General features: G+C 75.8%; 7 protein-coding genes and 1 pseudogene. 4 read left to right on the top strand and 4 right to left on the bottom strand.

Annotation, left to right across the window (positions count from 1 at the left end; translation table 11 throughout):
• The first annotated feature begins 173 nt into the window (after positions 1–173).
• Positions 174–2,354 (top strand): TerD family protein, encoded by a 2,181-nt coding sequence (locus PYR72_RS23920; protein ID WP_275457220.1) that lies wholly within the window; start codon positions 174–176, stop codon positions 2,352–2,354.
• Between the two features lie 161 nt (positions 2,355–2,515).
• Positions 2,516–2,662 (top strand): annotated as a pseudogene (locus tag PYR72_RS42985) (MarR family transcriptional regulator); the annotation flags it as partial.
• Between the two features lie 166 nt (positions 2,663–2,828).
• Here PYR72_RS42985 and PYR72_RS23915 read toward each other — a convergent pair.
• A complete protein-coding gene (locus PYR72_RS23915; RefSeq protein WP_275457219.1) occupies positions 2,829–3,827 on the bottom strand; it encodes a hypothetical protein in 999 nt (332 codons plus the stop codon).
• A gap of 386 nt (positions 3,828–4,213) precedes the next feature.
• On the opposite strand from PYR72_RS23915, the gene PYR72_RS23910 reads away from it, so the two are divergent.
• On the top strand, positions 4,214–6,010 hold the full coding sequence (locus PYR72_RS23910) for a lysyl oxidase family protein (protein ID WP_275457218.1): 1,797 nt from the start codon (positions 4,214–4,216) through the stop codon (positions 6,008–6,010).
• Between the two features lie 95 nt (positions 6,011–6,105).
• Here PYR72_RS23910 and PYR72_RS23905 read toward each other — a convergent pair whose 3' ends face one another.
• Both PYR72_RS23905 and PYR72_RS23900 read right to left on the bottom strand, forming a co-directional pair.
• The gene (locus tag PYR72_RS23905; RefSeq protein WP_275457217.1) at positions 6,106–7,593 is read right to left on the bottom strand and encodes an MFS transporter; all 1,488 of its coding nucleotides are present in this window, start codon (positions 7,591–7,593) and stop codon (positions 6,106–6,108) included.
• 259 nt (positions 7,594–7,852) lie between these two features.
• On the bottom strand, positions 7,853–8,809 hold the full coding sequence (locus tag PYR72_RS23900) for a PhzF family phenazine biosynthesis isomerase (RefSeq protein WP_275457216.1): 957 nt from the start codon (positions 8,807–8,809) through the stop codon (positions 7,853–7,855).
• Between the two features lie 92 nt (positions 8,810–8,901).
• Here PYR72_RS23900 and PYR72_RS23895 point away from each other — a divergent pair, with 92 nt between their 5' ends.
• The gene (locus PYR72_RS23895) at positions 8,902–9,792 is read left to right on the top strand and encodes a LysR family transcriptional regulator (RefSeq protein WP_275457215.1); all 891 of its coding nucleotides are present in this window, start codon (positions 8,902–8,904) and stop codon (positions 9,790–9,792) included.
• Between the two features lie 45 nt (positions 9,793–9,837).
• Here PYR72_RS23895 and PYR72_RS23890 read toward each other — a convergent pair whose 3' ends face one another.
• Complete coding sequence (locus tag PYR72_RS23890) at positions 9,838–22,893, bottom strand: non-ribosomal peptide synthetase/type I polyketide synthase (RefSeq protein WP_275457214.1); 13,056 nt, start codon at positions 22,891–22,893, stop codon at positions 9,838–9,840.
• Positions 22,894–22,906 lie beyond the last annotated feature (13 nt).

The raw sequence follows: 22,906 nt of genomic DNA, 5'->3' as shown, positions 1-22,906 counted from the left end.
GCGCGGAGGTTGATCACCGGGTCACCGGATCGGACGGTTTCCGGCGGATCGGCGTATGTCGGCGCGTGGCGCACTAGAGTTTCGCCTGCGTCGAATGTGCGGCATGTCACACGGGAAGTGGGTGGCGGGCGCAGGGGGTCCGGCATGCCCGTGTGCGGGGATTGGGGGCTTTCATGCACGAGATGACCAAGGGTGCCAACGTGGGGTTGGCGGGGCTGAGCGACAACGTCGACTCGGTGAGCGTGACGCTGGGGTGGGCCAGTTCGACCGGCGAGGGCGACGCGGACGTCTCGGTCATGCTGCTCGGCGAGCACGGGAAGGTGCGCGGCGACGGCGACTTCTACTTCTACAACAACCCGGTGGCCGCCGACGGCAGTGTGCAGCTCCTGGGCAAGAAGCCCGCCGGGGAGGGCAGCGAGGACCAGATCGTCTTCGACCTGACGGCGATCCCGGACGACGTCGAGCGCATCGTCGTCGCCGCGAGCCGCTACGAGGACGCGCGCTTCGGCGAACTCGACGACCTGCGGGTGACGTTGGCGGACGGTTCCGGCGAGGGGCTGCTGCGGTTCGCGATCGACGACGCCGGGTCGGTGAGCGCGTTCATCTTCGGCGAGCTGTACCGCCGGGCGGGCGAGTGGAAGTTCCGGGCCGTCGGCCAGGGCTACGACACCGGACTGGCGGGACTCGCGACCGACTTCGGCGTCGACATCGACGACGACGCCGGAGACGACGACGCGGGTGAGGCCGACGCGGGTGAGGCCGAGGCAGGCGCCGCGGCCCCGGCGGACGACCGGGCCGACGCCCGGGCCGACGGGACGGACGTGCGCGCGGAGGCGGGCGGCGCGGTGCCCCTCGCCGCCGCCGTGAACGAGGCCGTGGCGGCCGGAGCCGCAGCCCCTGCCGTCGAGCAGGCGTCCCCCGTGGCGGCGGGCCTTCCCGCGGTGCCCGCGCCCCGGCAGCCCCGGCAGCCCGACGAGGATCCGGAGCCGGGCGGGCCCAGGAAGGCGGCCGCGCGTCCCCGTACCGCCAAGAAGAAGGTCACGCTGCCCAAGGCGGTGAGGAAGTCCCTGGCGGAGAACGACTCCTGGCGGGAGGCCCGGCTCTTCCCGGTCTCCGCGCTGAAGAGCGACCGTGACCGTGAGATGCGGGCCACCTCGGTGCTGCTGTCGGTGATGGCGCAGGTGCCGGAGTTCGGCAGGAGGCTCACCGCCGCGTTCGGGGCGCCGGCGGGCCGGACGGAGACGTTCACCGAGGTGTCCCTGCCGCACGGCGAGACGCCGAGGCGCCCGGACGGGGTGATCCGGGTCGAGCGGGCCGGCAAGCTGTGGACGGCGCTGGTGGAGACCAAGACCAACGGCAACCCCCTCAAGGCCGAACAGGTGCAGGCGTACATGGACATCGCCGCGCGCCGCGGCTACGAGGCCGTGATCACGCTGTCCAACGACGTCGCACTGGAAGGCAGCCCACTTGTCGAGGTCAAGATCGACGGCCGTCGCAAGCACAAGGTGGCCCTCTGGCACCTGTCCTGGGCCGAGGTCACCCACCAGGCCCAGATGCTCATCCGGCACGAGGGCGTCGGCAACAGCGCGCACGCCTGGCTGCTCCAGGAGCTCCTGCACTACCTCCAGCACGAGAACTCCGGCTGCCACGGCTTCCAGAACATGGGCGCGGCCTGGGTACCCGTCCGCAACGGCATCGACGACGAGACCCTCTGCCAGGGCGACCCGCGCACGCTGGAGGTCGTCGAGAGCTGGGAGCGGCTCATCCGCCAGGTCTGTCTGGGGCTCGGCGGCGAACTGGGCCAGAAGGTGCTCCCGGTCCGCCGTGCCCGGCGCGGCACCGATCCCGGAGCCCGGCGCGCACGGATGGCCGACGAGCTGTGCCTGCGGGGGACACTGCAGTCGGAGGTGCGCATCGAGGGCACCCCGGGGGTCCTCGCGCTCAGCGCCGATCTGCGGACCGGCAAGCTGCGGACGTCCATCGAGGTTCCGGCGCCCGAGCAGGGCTATCCGCTCAACTGGGCCAAGCGCCTGGTGAAACGGCTGGCCGAGGCGCCTGCGGACCTGCATGTCGAGACCCTCGTCGAGGGGGAGACCGGTGGGCCCCGGGGCACCCTGGAACGGCTGCGCCCCGAACCGGCGGACCTGCTCCCGGCGAACGGGGCGCAGATCACCGGCTTCCGGCTCTCCCTGTTCAAGGGCATGGGCAGTACCCGGGGCAACGCCGAGTCCGGTTTCATCCGCAGTGTCGACGACGCCGTGCACCGGTTCTACGCCTCGGTCGTCACCCACCTCGACCGTCCGTCCGGCCGCCGGTCCGTCGCCGAGGAGCGAGCCGCCACCGCCGGCGGCTGACCCGGGCACGGGCCGTGTCCGGAAGGGCCCTACGTCCCCTCGTCGAGGGTGATCGCCGCCGTCGGGCAGACGGTTGCCGCCTCGCGGACGGACGGGTGGTGCGGTGGGGGTGGGGGCGGGGGTGAGGAGGACGCCGATGCCGTCCTCGTTCGCGGACCTTCGTCACCGGCCTCACCGGTGTCATCGCCGACTGGCCCGCCGAACGTCTCCGGCGCTTCGTCGCCGATCTGGAGCGGTTCAACACCGACATCGAACGCGTCAGCGGACGTTCCTGGCCCCGTCCGGTCCCGATGGCCGACGAGCACTGAGGGGCACGGACCGGCGCCGACCGGCCGACGGGCACCGGCAGGCAGGTTCCGGGGCCGCCCGACACCGCCGGACGGCGACCGACCCCGGCGCGCCGGACATGGCCCCGCGCGCGCCGGACATGGCCCCGCGCGCGCCGGACCAGGTCCTATCGCCGCGCGCCGTACGTCAGTTCACGCACACGATCCCGAGCAGGCACAGCCCCGAGGGTGATGTCGTCGCCGTGTCGGAGCCCGAACCGTCGGCCGCGCCGGTGCCGTTGCCGCCGCCCGTGCCCGAGCCGTTGCCGTTCGCCGAGCCGGTGTCGCCGCCGCTTCCGGTGTCCGCGCCGGTTCCCGTGTCCGCGCCCGAACCCGAACTCGTACCGGTGTCCGCCGAGGAGCCGGGGGCGTCGGTGGGCGGGGGCGTGGTCGCCCCGTCCGCGGGGGTGTCGGTCGCCGTCCCGCCCGTGCCGGAGTCACCGGTCCGGGCGCGCTCGGCGGACGGCGTGGCGGGCGCGGTCCGCGGGGCGTCGGGCCGGCTCGCGCGGGAGGCGGAGCGGTTCGCGGCGGAGCGGTCGCGCGAGGTGTCGCCCGACGGGGTCCATCGGGTGGGGGCGTCCGCGGTGCGCCGGGCTTCGTCGGTCTCCGTGCCCGTTCCCGTCCCCGTGTCCGGTGTACGGCCGCGCTGCGAGCCCTGTTCCTCCAGGGCGCCCAGGCTGTCGGCGTCCGGCGCCGTGGCCGCCTGGGTGCGGTCGGTGGACTGCCGGTCCATCCCCAGCACGGTCAGACCGCCGCCGACCAGCGCGACCGTGGTCGCGACCACGGCCCGGCGCTGGTTCTTCTTCCACCGCGCCAGCTGACGCCGCCGCGCGGCCCGCCCGCGCGGCGGCTCGGGGACGCCTTCCAGGTCGACGTCGACATCGGCATCGGCGCCCGCGGGGACGTCACCCGTGCCGGGCGCGGCCGTGTCCGCCGGGAACCCCTCCACGGGGCCGCCGTGCGCGCCGCCGTCCACCGCTCCGTAGTCCCAGGTGACCGCCGGGACTCTCGACGCCCCGGTCGACGGGCCGGCCGGGGCGACACGGCTGTCGATCGCGGCCGGCGCGATGTCGGGCGCGTAGGCGCCGCAGCCGGGGCACACGAGGGCACCGTTGAGATGCCGGCGACATGAGGAGCAGTAGTCCATCGAGGTCTTCCTGTGTTGACACGCCGTCGACCCGCCGGGCCGCGGCCCGGCCACGTCACGTTCGCACGTGGGATCGAGCGGATCGAGCGGTCAGCAACGCTAACGAGGCATTCTCAGAGCTGTGTGCAGGCTGTGTGACGCTCCTGAGGGGATTCGCCACGGACTTGGAGCCGGTTCCGCAGGGACGCACCGGCATGTGTGCGACGCGTGCTCACCGCGCTTTTCGTCGAAATCCGCGACAACAGGCAACCCGCACACCGCATTTACCGGTCTCACAGGTTGCTCACAGGGCGGAGGGTTCGAGTCCGGTCGGCCGGGACGTGTTGGGGTGCGTCCGGGCGGTTCCGGCCGTCGTCCGTGGGTTGTCCAGTCCGATGCCACCGACCATGGCACTCGCAGACGAGGAACCGATGACCAGCCAGATGACCAGTCCGACGAACAGCCCGAACAGCCCGAACAGCCCGGGGAGCGACGGCGCCGCCCAGGACCGTCGCGGCCGCCTGAAGCGCCCCGGCCTCGCGGCCCTCGCGTCCCTCACCGTGGTGGCGGCCGTGGCCGGTGCCGCGCCCGGCGCCGGGGCCGCGCCCGCCGCGAAGCCCGGGACGCCGCAGATCAAGCTGATCGCCGCGTCGAAGTCCGTGACCCTCACCCGCTACGAGTGGTCCAACGGCGTCAACCTCCAGCTCGGCACGTACCTGTCGGTCGACAACGCGCCCCTGGAGTTCCAGGTGACGCGGAAGTCGTACAAGGACCCGATCGTCGCCAAGCAGATCCTCCGCGACGGCAAGACCGTGAAGACGCGCACCCTGCCCGCCGGCACGGTCGACGACTTCTCCGGGCTGACCGGCTTCCTGGAGATCTCCGTCAAGGACGCGACCGGCAAGCAGGTCGTGAAGACCAAGGGGAACTTCTGCCCGAACAACGCCTCGGGCCGCATCCGCCCGGACGCCCCCTCGACCAACCACTATCCGCAGAGCTGCTCCACCAACCCGTGGACGCTGGGCTCGGTGTGGGGTGTGGAGAAGGGCTGGGCCACCAACACCACCGGCTACGACTACGACAAGTCGGTGGACCTGCCCGTCGGTGAGTACACCGCCCAGGTGCGGGTCGCGAAGAAGTACCGCGACCTGTTCGGCATCCCCGACAGCAAGCCGACCGTCAAGGTGACGGTCCGCGAGGACGAGGAGGAGGGAGGCGAGGGACTCACCGCGTCGAAGTCCTCGTCGTCCCACCACGGCGGTCACGGCGGTCACGGCGGCCACTCCGCGCAGTCGGCCCCGGCCGGAGCACCGGCCCTGGACGGCCACCACTACGGCCCGCGCGGCGCCGACGCCCCCACCCCGCCCCAGCTTCCGTTCGCCCTCGTCGACCGGGGTATCGCCAAGCACCTGGGCGACGGAGCCGGCCACACGGACGGCTCCCGCATCGCGCCCGCGCTGAAGGCCAACGCCAAGCGGCCCACCGGCAAGGCGGGCGTCGCCAAGAGCGTTCCCAAGCCGGACCTGCGGTCGCTGCCCGCCTGGGACATCGCCATCACCGACGGCGAGGACGGCGACGTGGCGGGCAAGGACTACCTCGCCTTCAGCGCCAACGTCTGGAACGCGGGCCCCGCGCCCCTCGTCGTCGACGGCTTCCGCAAGCCCGGCGCCGACAAGATGGACGCCTACCAGTACTTCTACGACGCCAAGGGCAAGCAGATCGGCTACACGCCCACCGGCACCATGGAGTGGGACCCGCGCGAGGGCCACGAGCACTGGCACTTCACGGACTTCGCCAGCTACCGCCTGCTCAGCGCGGACCAGTCCAAGCAGGTGCGCTCCGGCAAGGAGGCGTTCTGCCTGGCCAACACCGACGCCATCAACTACACGGTGAAGAACGCCAACTGGCACCCGGAGAACACCGACCTGTCCACCGCGTGCGGCTCGGAGGACGCCATCTCCGTGCGTGAGGTGCTCGACGTCGGCTCCGGCGACACGTACACCCAGTACCGTCCCGGCCAGTCCTTCGACATCACCGACCTGCCGAACGGCACGTACTACATCCAGGTCATCGCCAACCCGGAGAACCGTCTCCAGGAGACCAACCACAAGAACAACATCGCCCTGCGCAAGGTGATCCTGGGTGGCACCCCGGGCGCCCGCACGGTGAAGGTCCCGCCGCACCACCTGATCAACGCCCGCTGACCCGCGTGTCGTAGCGACACGGGTTCCGCCGCGCACAGTGACGCCCCCCGGCCCTCGGGCCCGGGGGGCGTCGTCGTGGGGAGGAGCGGGCCGGGTCAGGCCCGGCCCGCTCCGGCGGCCCGCGCGCGCTCCTCGGCGGGGTCCGCGCCGGCCGGGGCGGGGGCGGCCGGGCGGCGTCCGGGGATGAAGGACGCGAGGACGAAGGCGAGGAGGGCGGCGCCCGCGCCGATGGCCATGACGACCTTGAAGCCGCTCTCGGAGGGCAGGGCGTGGCCGCCGAAGTCGGTGGTCATCTGGGCGAGGATGACGCCGGCGAGGGCACCGGCGAACGAGGTGCCGAGCGAACGCATCAGCGAGTTCAGGCTGTTGGCGGCGGCCGTCTCGGACGCCGGCACCGCGCCCATGATGAGGGCGGGCATCGCGCCGTAGGTGAAGCCGACCCCGCCGCCGATGACGCAGGAGACCAGGACGAGGTGCCAGACCTCGCTCATCAGGACGATGTTGAGGCCGTACCCGGCGGCGACGATCAGCGCGCCGAACATCAGGGTCACCTTCGGGCCCTTGGCCCTGGTGAGCCCGGCGGACACGGCGGACATCGCCATCATCACCAGGCCCTGCGGGGCCAGCACCAGACCGACGGTCATCATCGACCTGCCGAGGCCGTACCCGGTCTGCTCCGGCAGCTGGAGCAGCTGCGGCAGGACCAGCGACATCGCGAACATCGAGAAGCCGAGCGCCACCGAGGCCAGGTTGGTGAACAGCACCTGGGGGCGGGCGGTGGTCCGCAGGTCGACCAGCGGCTGCTTCGCCCGCAGCTCGTAGAGGCCCCAGGAGGTGAGGACCACGACGGCCGCGGCGAACAGCCCGAGCGTCGCCGCGCCGGTCCAGCCCCAGTCGGCGCCCTTGGAGACGGCCAGCAGCAGGCAGACCAGTCCGGCGGAGAGTCCGAGCGACCCGATCAGGTCGAACCGGCCGCCGGTGCGCACCTCCGACTCCGGTACGACGGCCAGGACCAGCAGGAAGGACAGGGCGCCGAGGGCGGCGGAGGTCCAGAAGAGCAGGTGCCAGTCCCAGTTGTCCGCGATGAACGCGGCGGCGGGCAGCCCGAGCGCGCCGCCGACGCCCAGCGAGGCGCTCATCAGCGCCGTCGACCCGGCGAGGCGCTCGGCGGGCAGCACGTCCCGCATGACGCTGATGCCGAGCGGGATCACGGCCGCCGCCAGCCCCTGAAGGCCCCGGCCGACGATCATCGGGACGAGGGAGTCGGCCAGGGCGCAGACGACCGAGCCGGAGACCAGCAGCACGATGCTGAGCAGCAGCATCCGCCGCTTCCCGAACATGTCGCCGAGCCGGCCCACGACCGGTGTCGCCACCGCCGCCGCCAGCAGGGTCGCGGTCACCGCCCACGCGGTGTCGGACGCCGGCGCGTCCAGCAGTCTCGGCAGCTCCGGCACGATCGGGATGACCAGCGTCTGCATCAGCGCGACGACGATCCCGGCCAGCGCCAGCACCGCCACCACGGCGTCGGGCCGTGCCGGGGCGGCGGCCCCCGCGTCGGCGGGTCGGGCAGGGGAGTGGGACATGGCGGGGCCTCCGTGCGGAGCGAGGGGCGGGGGGCGAGGGGTGAGGGGCGGGGGCGGGGGGAGCCGGGGAAGAGGTCGTCGGGGCGCGCTCTTTGATTGACTCAGTCAACCGTAAGTCCATTGCTTGACTTACGCAAGTTAAATCCCTGCGGCCCTGTCCCTGTGGTTCCCCCTACGGTCCTCTCCCTGCGGCCCTCTCCCTGCGGCTCCCTCCCCTGCGGCCTCCTCCTTGCCGCCCCACCCCTGGGCTCCCCGGGGTTCAGCCGATCGGGACCGCCTGGCCCGTCACCCGCGAGCGGGGGTCCCCGGGGGAGACGTCGAGGCGCAGGTCGCTGGGGCGGCCCATGTCCTCCCCCTGCCGGATCGTGACCGTGGCCGGGGCGTTGACCAGGCCGAGGGTGCGGAGGTAGCCGCCGAAGGCCGCCGCCGCCGCGCCCGTGGCCGGGTCCTCCACGACCCCGCCCACGGGGAACGGGTCCCGGGCGTGGAAGCGGTCCGGCGACTCGCGCCACACCAGGTGCACGGTCGTCCAGTCGTGCCGCCGCATGACGTCCGCGAGGGCGTCGAAGTCGTAGGCGAGGTCCGCGAGGCGGGCGCGGGAGCCGGCGGCCAGGACCAGGTGCCGGACGCCGCCGAAGGCCACGTGCGGCGGCAGCGCCGGGTCGAGGTCGCCGTCGGACCAGCCGAGGGCCTCCAGGGCCGCGTCCCGTTCGGCGGCCGTGGCGGGGCGGGAGTCGGCCGGCACGCTGGTGAGGGTGGCGCGGGCCGTGCCGTCGGAGGCGTCGACCGAGGTGGCGACCGGGATCTCGCCCGCGAGGGTGTCGAACAGGACCTCGCCGGGGCCCAGCCGCTCGGCGAGGGCCACGGCCAGGGCGACGGTCGCGTGCCCGCAGAACGCCACCTCGGCGAGCGGACTGAAGTACCGCACCCGGAACCTCCGCGCGGCCTCGTCGGCGGCGGTGACGAAGGCCGTCTCCGAGTACCCCACCTCGGCGGCGATCGCGAGCATCGCCGCGTCGTCCAGTCCGGAGGCGTCGAGCACCACCCCGGCCGGGTTGCCGCCCGCCGGGTCGTCGGTGAAGGCCGCGTAGCGCAGGACCGTGGGCAGCGGATTCCCGGGCGGCCGGTTTCCGGGCAGCGGGTCCCCGGAGCGCGGCGCACCGGCCGACGGCTCGGGGCGGGACAGCGGGCTCGTCACGTTCGTGTCGTGGGTCATGGCTCCACGCTGTCACCGGACCGGGATCGCGTCCAACGATCGATTTCGATCCATCTCATCGGGAATGCCGATGGGCGGCCTAGGCTGGCCGCGTGGACACCAGACTGCTGCACACCTTCACCACCCTCGCCCGGACCGGCGGCTTCACCTCGGCCGCCGCCGAACTGCACCTCGCCCAGTCCACCGTCACCGTGCACATCCGCACCCTGGAACGGGAACTGGGCACCCGGCTCTTCGACCGCCTGCCCACCGGCACGCTGCTCACCGAGTCGGGCCGGCGTCTGCTGGAAGGGGCGGAGGAGGTCCTCGACGCCGTGGCACGGCTGCGGGCCGGCGGCCGGGAGGGCGACGGCGCCGTACGGGGGCGGGTGCGGGTCGGCACCCCGGAGTCCCTGTGCGCGACCCGGCTGCCGGGGGTGATCGCGGCCCTGCGCACCCGCCACCCCGAGGTGGACGTCGACCTGCACGCGGCCGGAACGGCGGAGTGCGTCGCGGGGCTGCGGGGCGGACGGCTGGATCTGGCGCTGCTGCTGGAGGACGAGGCCGACTTCCCGGAGATCACCGCCGAGCCGGTCGCGCACGAACCGCTCGCCCTCGTGTGCGCGCCCGGTCACCCGCTCGCGGCGCGCAAGCGCCCGGCCGGCTGGGCGCGGCTGGCGAGGGAGAGCTTCTTCCTGCTGGAGCAGGGCTGTTCGTACAGCGACGCGCTGGAGCGGCGGCTGCTCGCGCTGCCCGGGACCGGCCCCCGGCTCACCCGGTTCGGCAGCGTGGACGCGGCACGGTCCTGCGCCGCCGCCGGACTGGGGCTGACCCTGCTGCCGCTGACGACCGTCGCGGAGTATCTGGAACAGGGGCGGCTGACCAGGGTGCCGGGCCCCGGCTTCGCCGATGTCCCCGTACGGCTGGCCCGGCACCGCAGACGCTGGACGGCACCGGCGACGGAGGCGTTCGCCACCGAACTGGTACGGCAGTTGGGCACCTGACCGGGCGCCCCGGGGCGGCGGCGCGCGGGGTGCGCCGCGTGCGCCTCACCGCGTCCGCCGGGGCGGGGCCGAGGGCGGGGGCAGGGCGCTCAGGGCCTCCGGCGGGACGGTGTGGCCGAGGAGGTGGAGGGGGGCCGCGCGGACGCCGGCGGCCTCGGCGGCGTCCCAGTGGGCGAGGGCGCGGGGCAGGTCGACCAGGCCGTGCACCAGGGGCAGCCGCGTACCGGAGGACGGGTCGGCGAGGTGGGCGTGGAGCAGGGACTCCAGGCGGCAGGACGCGAGGGTGCCGGGAAGGTGGAGTGCGAGGTGCTGCCCCGTCCGGCCGGTGGCCCCGGTGAGGGCGGTGAGGACGGCGGCCGGGAGGTCCGGTGCCGGGTGGGTCTCGGTGGAGTCCAGGGCGAGCAGGCCGCCCCCGACGACCAGGACGTCCCGCTCGTCACGCATGCGTCGCAGGGCCCGCGCGGTGTCGAAGCAGTGCGGGAAGGAGTCGTCCACGACGATCGTGCCGGGGCGCAGCCGGTCGATGTCCAGCAGGGTCGTCGGGCCGCCGCCGACGGCCGTGACGACGACGTCGGCCGTCCCGTAGACCTCGGCGGGGAGGGCGGTCCGGTCGGCCGGCTCGACGACCTGGACGGACAGGGCGGGGTGGTCGGCGAGGAGTTCGGCGGCGAGCCGCCGCAGGCGGGGGGCGCTGCCCGGCACGTCGCAGAGCAGGAGCCGGGCCGGCGGACGGGGGCTCAGGGTGAGGAGCAGCCGCAGGGACGAGGTGCCGATGGAGCCGCAGCCGACGACGGCGAGGGTGAGCCCGGCCAGGTCACGTCCGGTCGCGGCGAGCGCGGCCCGCACGGTCCTGACGACGGCGACGGTCGTGGTGGCGTGGCCTGTGGTGAGGACGGTCCCGGCGGCCGGGGAGGTCTCGCGCAGGACGTCGTAGCCGTAGCCGGTGAGGGCCGGGATCATGCCGGCCAGGGAGACACCGCGGGCGCCGAGGGAGACGGCGTGGTCCACCGCGCGCGCGGTCAGGGCGGCGAGGGTGGCCGGGCCGCCGACGGGCGGCGGGCCCGTCAGTTCGTCGGCGAAGAGGGGGAGCGCGACGAAGCCGGACCTGCCGAGGGGCGTGGTGACGCTCTCCAGCAGCCTGGCCCGGCCGTCCGGGAAGAGCAGGGCGCGGATCGCCTCACGGCCGGGCGCGGTGTCCGGGGAGAGCCCGGCGTAGGCGGCGAGCTGCCGCGGGGCGGGGAGGTAGCCGACGAGGGCCGCGTCGAGGGGCGGGGCGGCGACGGTGGTTCCGGTGGCCGTGGTGGTCTTCGTACGCGCTGCCTGCTCCAGCCGACGGCGCAACTCCTCCATGAACGCGGTCAGTTGCTCGGGCGAGAGGGCGGTCGCCGGCACCCGAGCCGTGATCCGCAGGCCGTTGCCGTCGCTGTCACCGCCGCCGCCGGCGGGGTCGCCGGTGGGTGCGGGGCGGACGGCGAGGAAGACGTCGGTGCCCACGGGCGGCGGCGCGAGTGCGGTGTCGGTGTCGTCGGCCCGGAGCGTCAGGGCGGTGTCGGGCGGCGCGCCGAGGGCGGTGAAGTCGAGGAAGGTGAAGAAGAACTGGGCAGTACGGGGCAGCCCTTGGGGCGTACGGAGATCCAGCGGGCCCGCGGTACGGGCCGCGACCGACTCCGCGGCGACCCGGCGGAGGTCCTCGTCGAAGCCGTCGAAGCCGTCGGCGGCGGAGCAGCCGTCGGGCGAGCGGCCGTCGGACGGGGGCGCCGGGCGCACGGCCACCGCCTCGGCGAACGGGCCGAAGACGCGGTGCGCGTCCCGAGTGCCCTCGTCCCGGCCGGTGACGGCCAGGCCGAGGACCAGGTCGCGGCGGCCGGTGAGGGCGGCGAGGGCGCGGTAATACCCGGTGAGGACCGGGGCGTGGAGGGTCGTGCCCGCGGCCCCGGCGAGGCGGCGCAGGGCGTGGGTGCGGGCGGCGTCGAGAGTGAAGGCGGCGGTGTGGACGGCGGGGGCGGTGCCGTCCCGGTGGGGCGCGCGCAGGACCGGCGGGGTGTAGGGGGCGAGATGGCGGGCGCGGTACGCCTCCCCTTCCGGGGTCAGCGGCGGCCGTGCGGCCGTGCGGTGCAGCACGTGGTCGCGGAAGGTGGACTCCAGGGGCTCCAGGCCGTGGGGGAGGCCGCGCGCGAAACGGTCGTACACGGTGAGGAGTTCGCGGGTCAGGAGGGCCGCGCTGTAGCCGTCGCCGATGAGGTGGTGGGCGTGGACGAGGAGTACGTGGTCGTCCGGGGCGACGGTGAGCAGGCGCAGCCGCAGCAGGGGCCAGGCCCAGGGCTCGAACCGGCGGCGGGCCTCCTCGGCGGCGCGTTCCTCCAGGAGGCCCGGGTGGGCCAGGGTCTCCGTCTGGACGGGGAGCCGTAGCGAGGACGGGAGTTCCTGCTGCACGGGCGGGCGGGCGCCGGCCGGGAAGACCGTGCGGAGCATGGGGTGGCGGGCCACGAGCACGTCGACGCACCGCTGGAGGAGATCGGGGTCCAGGGGCCCGCGGACCCGGAAGCGGGCCAGCCAGGCGGGGTCGGCGTCCGGTGTCCCGGACGTGAGGGTGTCGGCGAGGAGGAAGCCCTGTTGGGAGGGGGTGAGCGGGTAGGGGGTGAGGTCGTGCGCGGGCCGCCGGTCCTGCGGGGTGTCGGGGGTGCGGGCGTCTTGGGCCGTGGCGTCGACGGCCGCCGCCAGGGCCGTCAGGGTGCGATGGGTGTAGACGGCGGTCGGGCGGGGCAGTTCGGGACGTTCCCGGCGCAGGCGGGAGAACAGTTCCAGCACGGTGAGGGAGTCACCGCCGAGCGCGAAGAAGTCGTCCTGCCGGGATATCAGGGACTCCGGCACGTCCAGCAGCGCGGACCAGGTGCGCGCCAGCAGGCGTTCGGTGGGGGTCCACAGGGCTGTGGGCGCCGTGGGCGTCAACTCGGCCGCCGTGCGCGGGAGTTCGGTGGCTGCCGCGTCGCGTGGAGCGAGGCGGTGGCGGTCGATCTTGCCCGTGCCGGTCAGGGGGAGGGCGGGGAGGGAGTGGACGCGGGCGGGGAGCATGTACGGGGGCAGGGTGCGGGCGAGGAAGGCACGCACCTCGCGGGGGTCGAGCGGGGAGGTGCCGGTCCTCGGCTCGACGTACGCCTCCAGCCGTCCCTCCCGCAGCAGCACGGCCGCGCGGGCCGTGCCCGGGTGGGTGAGCAGGGCGGCCTCGATCTCGCCGAGTTCGACCCGGTGGCCGCGTACCTTGACCTGGTCGTCGAGCCGGCCCAGGAACTCCAGCACCCCGTCGGTCCGGCGGCGCACCCGGTCGCCGCTGCGGTACCAGCGGCGGCCGTCCCGTTCGGTGAAGGCGGCGGCCGTCAGGTCGGGGTCGCCCAGGTAGCCGGGGGTGAGGCCGACGCCGGCGATGAGCAGTTCGCCGGGCTCGCCGGGGGCGCATGCGTGTCCGTCCTCGCCGATCACCGCGAGTTCGGTGCCGGCGACCGGGCGGCCGATGGGGAGGTGGCGTACGTCGTCGCCGGGGCGGGTGTCGATGAGGTGGCAGGTGGCGTTGACGGTGGCCTCGGTGGGCCCGTACAGGTTGGCGATCCGGTGGGCGTGCGCGGGACGCGGGGCGTCGCCGACGGGGGCGCCGAGGAGGTCGAACCAGCGGCGCACATGGGCCGCGGGCAGTGCCTCCCCGCCCACGTGGACCCAGCGCAGGGCGGAGAGGTCGGGGGCCGTGCCGTCCCGCCGGAGGCGGTCCTCGGCGGCGGTCAGCAGGCGTTCCCACAGGGTGGGGACCGAACTCCACACCGTGATCCGGTCCGCGACGACGCGGTCGAGGAGGGCCTCGGGGTCGCGCAGCAGGTCGTGGGAGAGGGTGTGCACGGTGGCGCCGGCCAGCAACGGGGCCAGCAACTGCCGTACGGAGGCGTCGAAACAGACCGACGCCGTCTGCGCGAGCCGGTCGCCGGGGCCGTAGCCGAACGTGGCCAGGGACCAGTCGAGGTAGTTCGTCATCGACCGGTGGGTGATGGGGACGGCCTTGGGGCGGCCCGTCGAACCGGAGGTGAAGATGACGTACGCGATGGCATCGGGGGAGGGGGAGGGGAAGGGCGAGGGGCAGGGGGCGAGCGCGGGGGCGTCCGCCGCCGGGGCGGTGGCGCCGGGCGGCGACGGCTCGGGTGCGTCGGGTGCGTCGGGCACCACCGGCACCGCCGTGACGCCGTCCAGGGCGGCGGCGGTCTCCCGGGCCGCCCGGTCGTGGACCAGGACGCGCACGCCGGTACGGGACAGCTGGTCCCGGTGCCGGGCGCTCGGGTGGGTCGCGTCCAGCGGTACCCAGCCGGCGCCCGCGCGCAGGATGCCGACGACCGCGGTGACCGTGTCCGTGCCGCCCGGTTCGGTGAGGAGTCCGACCAGGTCGCCGGGGCGCACGCCGTGGGCGCGCAGCCGGGCGGCGAGGGCGGCGGAGGCGGTGTCGAGGGCCGCGTAGGTGAGCGTGGTGCCGTCGCCGGCGTCCACGGCGACCGACAGGGGGGTGGCGCGGAACCGGGCACGCAGGCGCTCCACGAGGCCGTCGCCCGCCACCGCGGCCGGGGCGATGGCCGGGCCCGTGAGGGTGGCCGGCGCGGTGGCCGGGCCCGTGACGGCGGCGCGCAGTTCGGCGACGTACTCGTCGGCGAGGCGGCGTACGGTCTCGGGGCGGAAGAGGCGGGCCGGGTGGTTCCACGACAGACGCAGGGCCGCGTCGGCCTCCCAGCACAGCAGGCCGAGCCGGGTGGCGGCGGAGGCGGTGGCCGCGGCCGTCGGGGTGACGGTGACGGGCCAGTCGGCGCCGTGGACCACCGGGAAGCGGGCGAAGCTGAAGCCCGCCTCGGCCGCCGTGCGCGGTGCCGGGCCCGTGGCGGGCCGCAGCCCGGACAGCAGCCGGGCCAGGTCGGTGCTGCCGGGGGTCGCGTGCGCCTCGGCCTCGGCCCAGATCCGCCGCAGCCGGTCGGCGAGCGCGGTGACCGGCTCGTCGGGGTCGACGTCCACGAACACCGGCAGGGTGTCGGCCAGCGGCCCCACCAGCGTGTCGATGCCGGTGACCGGCAGCTCCCGCCGGGCCCGCGCCACGTTCACCGCGACGGCCCGTCGCCCGCTCCACCGCGCCAGACAGCGCCCGTACACGGCCAGCAGCAGATGGAACAACGAGACCCCGTGCCGTGCCGCGGTCTCGCGGAGCGCGGCGGTCAATTCCTCGTCGATGCCGGTGCGGTGATGGGTGAGGGGCGGTGCGGGGGGCGCCTCGGGGTCGCCGTCGTACGGGAGGGCGGGGGAGGGGACGGTGTGCGCGGCCAGGCGGTCGCGCCAGTACCGCTGGTCCTCCGCGTACGCCGGCGACCGGCGCTCGGCGTCCACGGCGGCCGCGTAGTCGGCGAACCGGCCCTGCGGCGAAGGGAGTCGGGAGGGGTCGTCCCCGCGCTCCAGGGCCGCGTGGAGCGACCAGAGCTCCTCGGCCAGCAGCTTGAGGCTGTAGCCGTCGGCGGCGGCGTGGTGGACGACCAGCAGCAGATGGGCGAGGTGCGCGTCGGCGCGGTCGGGCACGAGGACGGCCCGGACCGGGTCCTGTGCGGTCAGGTCGAACGGGCGGTTGCACAGGTCGTGTTCCAGCCGCCGCAGGTCGGGCGTTTCCCGTACCTCGAACCAGCCGGGGGCCGTGTCCACCGGCCCGGCGGGGGCGGCGTACTGGCGGGGGACCGGGCCGTCGTCTCCGGTGAACCGCAGCCGCAGCATGGGATGGCGGGCGGCGAGGTGGGCGAACGCCCGGCCGAGGAGCGCGGGGTCGAGCGGGCCGCGGACGCTCTGGCGGAGGTAGCCGTAGGCGGTGAGGCCCTCGTGCAGGGTCTCGGTGGTGTGGAAGGCGAGTTGGAGCGGTGTGAGGGAGTGGGGGGCGTACGGACCGGGGCTCGGCGCCGGGTCGTGAGGTGGCGCGGACACCGGGGTCGGTGTGTGCGGCGGTGGCGTGGCGGCCAGATGGGCGGCCAGTTCGCCGAGGGTGCGGTGCTCGAAGAGGAGGGTGGCCGGGAGGGGGCGACCGAGTTCGCGTTCCAGGCGGCGGGCGAGGTCGACGGCGCTGAGGGAGTCCAGGCCGAGGGTGAGGAACTGGGCGTCGTCGCCGATCTCCTGCGGGGGGCGGTGCAGGGCCTCCGCGAGGAGACGGCGGACGAGGGCGGCGACCTCGGGGGTCGCGGGCGTGCCGGTGCCATTGCCGGTGCTTGTGGGCGCGTGGGGGCTCGGCAGGGGCCGTTCGCCGGCGGCCGCGGGTGCCGCCACCAGGACGTGGGCCGCGTCCAGGGCGACCGCCGAGCGGAGACCGGCCAGGGCGGCCCGCACGGTCATCGGCGCGGGTCCGTGGTGCGGGAGCCCGGCGTGCGAGGGCGGGCCGCTCGCCAGGCCCGTGTCGGCGACGGGGCCGAGGGCGACGCTCCGCCAGGGGCGGCCCGCGGCGCGTTCGGCGCCGGCGAAGGCGTCGAGGAAGGCGTTGGCGGCGGCGTAGTCGCCGAGGGCGCCCGCGAGTCCGGGCAGCACGGCGGAGACGGACGAGAGGACCACGCACACGGCGTCCTCCCGGCCGTGCCGGCGCAGTGCCCCGGCGAGGAGGACCGTACCGCGGACCTTCGCGGCGAGGACGGCCTCGATCTCGTCGTCGGGTTTGCCGCGCAGGCTGCCGGGACGGGCCGTGCCCGCCGCGTGGAACACCGCGTCCAGGGACGGCAGTCCGGCGACGAGCGCGTCGACGGCGGCCGCGTCGGTGATGTCGGCGGCCCGGTAGCGGGCGTCGGCGCCGAGGGCGCGCAGGTCGGCGAGCAGGGCGTGCGGCGGGGTGGTCGTGCGGCCGGTGAGGACCAGGGTGGGCGTGCCGCGTTCCGCCAGGTCACGGGCGAGCGCGGAGCCGAGACCGCCCGCGCCGCCGGTGATCAGGTAGGTGCCGTCCGGGGGAAGCGGTGCCGGGGACGCCGGGACGGCCGGGGCGACGGCCGTACGGGCGAGTCGGCGGCCCGCGCGCCGGGCGACGGTACCGCCCGCGCCGGGGGTGGCGGTGGCGCTCAACTCCTCCTCCAGCGCGGAGAGTCGGGAGTCGAGAGAGTCCCCGGCGCAGAGGTCGACGCCCAGGGAGGAGAGCCCGCGATGTTCCTCGGGCAGGGCCAGGGCGAAGCCGTGCAGCAGGGCCTGTGCGGGGCGGGTGCCGGGGCGGCGGTGGGTGCCGGAAGCGGTGTCGGCGTCGGCGTCGGCGTCGGCGCCGGTTTCGGTTTCGGTGTCGGTGTCGTCGGTCGGGTACGCGTTCTCCGTGATCAGCAGCAGGCGGGCCGGGCCCGTGCCGAGCGAGGACAGTGTCTCGCGCAGGGCGGGCACGGCGGTGCCCGCCTCGTCCGCCGCCCCCTCGGCGGCGGCGAACCACAGCACGGTCTCCGGGACGGCGGCCGTCTCCGGGGCGACGGCCGTCCCCGCGCCCTCCGGCGACCCCGGCACGAGCGCTCCGCGCGCGGCGAGCCGGGCGGTGAGGGCCCGGCGGAGCGGGGTGTCGGCGCCGGTCAGGCGGACCCGGGGGGCGGGGCCGGGTCCGGTGCCGAGCGGGGCGTCCCGCCACAGCAGGGGCCGGACCAGGGGCTCCGTCACGGGGGTGGCCGTACCGGAGGTGGCCGTACCGGAGGTGGCCGTACCGGGCCCGGCGGGCGGTGTGGCGAGGCGCTGCGGCCAGTACCGGTCGCGCTGGAAGGGGTACGTGGGCACGGGCACCCGGCGTGCCGTGCGCCGGGCCGGGGACGCCGGCGCCGCCGGGTCCAGCGGAGCCCCACGGGTCCAGAGCCGGCCGGCCGTCTCCAGCAGGGCGCTCGCCCCCGCCCCCGCCGTAGCGGGCAGCGCGGTCAGGACCGTCACGTCGGAGGGTGTGACACCGGGCCGCCCGGCGGCGGTCGCGCGGACCGGCGCGCCGAGGGTCGCACCGGCGCCGAGTTCGACGAACGTGTCGTAGCCCTCGTCGAGGAGCCGGCCGATCGCGTCGCCGAAGCGGACGGGGCGGATCGCGTGCTCGCGCCAGTAGCCGGAACCCGTGGCGGAGTCGGTGCCGGTGCCGGTGCCGGAGCCGGAGCCGGAGCCGTGGGTGAGGTCGGGGTTCCAGTGGCCGGTGACCGTGCTCAGCAGCGGGACGCCGGTCCGGTGGACGGTCAGGGCCTTCGCCGCGCTGTGGAGCGGGTCGAGCACGGGCGTCAGCAGCGGCGAGTGGAAGGCGTGCGAGACGCGCAGCCGGCGGGCGGCCACGCCACGGGCCGTGAGGGCCGCCACCGCCCGGTCGACGGCGTCGGCGGCGCCCGACAGCACCACCTGCGTCGGTGAGTTGACGGCGGCCACGCAGAGCGCGCCGTCCGACTCGGCGAGCACGGCGGCGACGGTCTCCTCGTCCCCCCGTACGGCCGCCATGGCGCCCGGTGCGGACAGCAGGCCCATCAGACGCCCGCGTTCGGCGGCGAAGCCCACGGCCTCGGCCGGGGACAGGGCCCCGGCGACGCACGCGGCGGTGATCTCGCCGACGCTGTGCCCCACGACCGCGTCCGGCGTCACCCCCCACGCGGCCAGCTGCCCGGCCAGCGCCACCCCGAACGCGACCAGCAGCGGCTGCGCCACCTCGGTGCGGGCCAGGTCGGCGGGGTCGGCGTCCTCGTCCAGGCACCAGGCGGCCGGCGAGCGGCCGAGCACCGGCCCGGTGAGCGAGGAGACCTCGTCCAGGATGTCCCGGAACACGGGTGCCGTGCGGTACAACTCCCTTCCGAGTCCGGCCTGTTGGGCGCCCTGACCCGGAAGGACGAACACCGTGCGGGGCCGGGCCGCGCCCGCCGTGCCCGTCATGCCGGCCGTGTCCGCCGTGCCCGGCTCCCCGGCCGCCGCCAGCCGCTCGGCGAGGTCACCGCCCTCCGTCACCACGGCCAGCCGGTACGGTCCCTCGTCCCGGGCCGTGTTGACGCTGCGGCACACCTCGCCCTCGTCGGCCTCGGGGTGGGCCCGCAGATACGCCGCCAACTCGGCGGCGGCGGCGCGCAGTCCGGCGGCGGAGCGGGCGGAGAGGGTCAGCAGACGCGGGCCCTCGTCGGCCCCGGCGGACACCGCGTCGGCGACCTGCCCCGGCGCCTCCTCCAGCACCGCGTGCGCGTTGGTGCCGCCGAAGCCGAAGGAGTTCACGCCGGCGAGCAGCGGGCGGCCCTCCGCGCTGCCGGGGCCGGTCCATTCCTCGGCACCCCCGGCGTCCCCGGTGACCAGCCGGAAGCCGGGAGCGGCGTCGGCGAGGAAGGGGGCCGGCGGGGTGGCGTGGGGAGAGGGCGGGAGGCGGCGGTGGGAGAGGGCGAGGACGACCTTGACGAGCGCGGGCATCCCGGCCGCGTTGAGGAGGTGCCCGAGGTTCGCCTTGACCGAGCCGAGCCCGCGCGGGACGCCGTCGGCGCGGGGCGGGAACGCCTGGCCGAGCGACCGCGCCTCGACGGGGTCGCCGATCGGCGTCCCCGTACCGTGCGCCTCCACGTACGACACGTCGGCCGGATCGGCGCCGCACCCCTCGTACGCGCGGCCGATCACCTCGCGCTGGCCGCGCGGGGCGGGGGCGAGCAGGCCGAGCGAGCGGCCGTCGTTGTTGACCGCCGTACCGCGTACGAGGGCGAGCACCGTGTCGCCGGCGGCGCGGGCGTCGGCCGGGCGGGCGAGGACGAGCGTGGCGCCGCCCTCGCCGGGGACGAAGCCGTCCGCGTCGGCGGCGAACGCGCGGCACCGGCCGCTCGGCGACAGCGCGCCCGTCGCTTCGAGGAGGCGGTGGCCGGTCGGGGTCAGGCCCAGGTTGACGCCGCCGACGACGGCGAGGTCGCACTCGCCGGCCAGCAGGCTGCGCCGGGCGAGGTGCAGGGCGACCAGCGCGGAGGAGCAGGCCGTGTCCACGGCGAGGGCGGGGCCGTTCAGGTCCAGCACCTGCGAGACGCGGGCGGCGACCAGGTTGGGGAGGTTGCCGGTGAGGGCGGCCGGGTGGCGGGCGAGGTCCCCGTCGGCGGCCTCGGCCAGGATCTCGCGGTACCCGCTGTCACCGGCCGCCGCGAACACCCCGATCCGGCGGCCCGCCCGGCGGGGGCCCGCGTACCCGGCGCGTTCCAGTGCCTCGTGGGCCAGTTCCAGGAAGATCCGTGCCTGGGGGTCGGTGGCCCGGGCCTCCGCGTCGTCCATGCCGAAGAAACCGGCGTCGAAGGCGGCGGGGTCGGTGAGGAAGGAGCCCGTGCGGGGCCCGTCCTCCGGCCTGCCCTCGGGCAGGCCGCCGACCGAGTCGCCGCCGCGCGCGAGCAGGTCCCAGAAGGCTTCCGGCGTCCCGGCCCCGGGAAAGCGGCAGGCGACGGAGAGAACAGCAACCGCACCGACGGGTCCGGCACCGGGGGTCCCGGAAGCGCTGGGAGTGCCGGGAGTGCCGGAAGCGCCGGAGGCGCCGGGAGTGCCGGGAGTGCCGGGTGCGCCGGGTGCGCCGGGTGCGCCGGGTGCGCCGGAAGCCCTGGAAGCGCCGGAAGCGTCGGGAGCGTCGTGGGTGCCGGAAGCGTCGGAAGCGTCGGGAGCCCCGGAAGGCCCGAGGATGCCGGGAGTGCCGGGAGCCCTGGAAGCGCCGGAAGCCTCGGGAGTGCCGGAAGCCTCGGGAGTACCGGAAGCCTCGGGAGTACCGGAAGCCCTGGGAGCGCCGGAAGCGCCAGAAGCCCCGGGAGTGCCGAGAGCCCCGGGAGCGCCGAGAGCCCCGGAAGCCCCGGAAGCCCCGGGTGCGCCAGGAGCCCCGGAAGCCCCGGGAGTGCCGGAAGCCCTGGGAGCGCCGGAAGCGCCGGAAGCGCCGGAAGCGCCGGAAGCGCCGGAAGCGCCGGAAGCGCCGGAAGCGCCGGAAGCGCCAGAAGCCCCGGGTGCGCCGAGAGCCCCGAGAGCCCCGGAAGCGCCCAGAGCGCCGGGGCCCGCCTCGCCCGACGGCTTCCGTCCGGCCGTCGGGAGCCCCTTCGCGTGCTCCTCCTCCAGCAGGCACAGCACATGGCCGGAGAGCCCCGCCACCGTGTCGTGCTCGCGCAGCGCGCCGGGTTCCACCGTCACCCCGAACACGTCCTCCAGCCCGGCCAGTACGGTCATCGCGCGCAGCGAGGACCCCCCGAGGTCGAAGAACCGCTCGCGCGGCCCCACGGCGGACACGGGCACCTCCAGCGCCCGTGCCCACACCTCCCGTACCGCCTCCCGGACCTCCCGCGGCGACCGGGGAGCGCCCCCTGCGGGCCCGTCCGTCCGGCTCGTCGCCCCGGTCCTCCCGCGCTCCGCCGGGGTCGGCCCCGCCGCCGGGTGCGCGGTGTCCCCCGCCGCCTCCGCCCAGCGCGCCTCCACCTCCGCGTAGGCGCCGGCCTCGTAGCGCGTCCTCAGCACCCCGCGGCGCAGTTTCCCGCTGGTGGTCCGGGCGAACGCCCCCGGCGGCAGCGGCAGTACCCGGACGTCGTCGTGGCCGAGGGTCTCCCGCAGCCGGGCGGCCGCGGCGCGGAGCACCGGTGCGGCGGCCGAGGAGGCGGGCCGGGCCCACTGCACGAAGGCGACGGCCCGCTCGCCGCCGCCGGCCGGGTCGGTGGACCCCACGACGGCCACGGCACCCGGCGGCAGCCCCGGCGTCGCGGCGACCTTCTCCTCCAGGTCGGAGGCGTGGAACGTACGGCCGTTGACGAACACCACGTCCTTGTGGCGCCCGGTGACGCACAGCCGCCCGTCCCGCAGGAAGCCGAGGTCCCCGGTGCGCAGCCAGCCGTCGTCCCCGAACGCCTCCGCGCTCGCCTCGGGCGCCCGGTGGTATCCGCGCCCCAGCTGCGGCCCCCGCACCTCCACCTGCCCGACCCGCAGTTCGCCCAGCGGGCTCCCGGAAGCACCGGTGATCCGCAGCTCGCAGCCCTCCACCGGCCGCCCCAGGTCCATCAACTCCACCGCGTGCGGCCCGGGTTCGGTCTGCGTCACCCGGCCCCGGGCGAGCGCGGCCCGGTCCAGCACCAGCGGCTCCGCGCTCTCGCCGAGCGGCGGTACGGTCACCGCGAGGGTCGCCTCGGCCAGGCCGTACACCGGCAGCGGGGCGCGCTGGTCCAGTCCCGCCGGGGCGGTGAGGGCGGTGAACTCCCGCCAGACGCGGGGCGCGATGGGTTCGGCGCCGACGAGCAGCAGCCGTACGCAGCCGAGGTCGAGGCCGTCGAGCGCGGTGGCGGGGACCCGGCGCACCGCGAGCGCCAGGGCGAAGTTCGCGGCCGACAGCAGGGTCGCGCGGTGGCGGTCGGCGGCCTCGAACCACAGGGCGGGCCGCTTCGCGAAGGACAGCGGCTCGATGCGTATCTGCTTCAGGCGCGCGGCCATGGGCACGAGGTGGGTGCCGATGAGACCCATGTCGTGGAAGTACGGCATCCAGGTCGCGAGCACGTCGTCCGGGCCGATCGCCATCGCGGCGCGGATCTGGCGGATGTTGGCGAGGACGCCGGCGTGCGTCAGCTCCACGCCCTTGGGGGCGCCGGTGCTGCCGGAGGAGAACTGGAGAAAGGCGACATCGCCGGGGGCCGGCCGGTGCAGGTGCCGCGGCGGACGGCCGCGCCGGAGCGTGTCGAGCCGCAACATCCTGATGGGGGACGGGACCTGGGCCCCGGGAGCCTCGCTCTCGTCGCCCGTCGCCGCCACGACGGCGGCCGTGGTCTCGTCCACCAGGACGGGCGGCCTGCCGAGGAGGTCCCACACCGGGCCGATCCGGCGCGGCTCCGGGGCGAGCGGCACGGGCACGGCCCCCGCCGCCAGCGCGCCCCAGAACAGCGGCTGGAAGGTGTCGCCCCGGTCGGCGACCAGCGGCAGCGGGGTGCCGGGCGTGACGCCCGCCGCCCTGAGCCCGCCCGCCACGCGCAGGGCGTCGTCGCGGAGGCCGGCGAAGGTGACCGTGTGCTCGCGGCCGTCCCCCCGGACGTGAACGACGGTCTGTCCGGGGGTCTCCCGAGCGGCCCCGAGCAGCACGTCCAGCAGCGTCGACGCGGCTCCGTCGTTCACATGCTCGTTCGATCTCTCCACGTCCGGACCCTAC

The organism is Streptomyces sp. VNUA24 (assembly GCF_029167005.1).
Taxonomy (GTDB): domain Bacteria; phylum Actinomycetota; class Actinomycetes; order Streptomycetales; family Streptomycetaceae; genus Streptomyces; species Streptomyces scabiei.
This window is presented reverse-complemented; position numbering and strand designations above follow the sequence as displayed.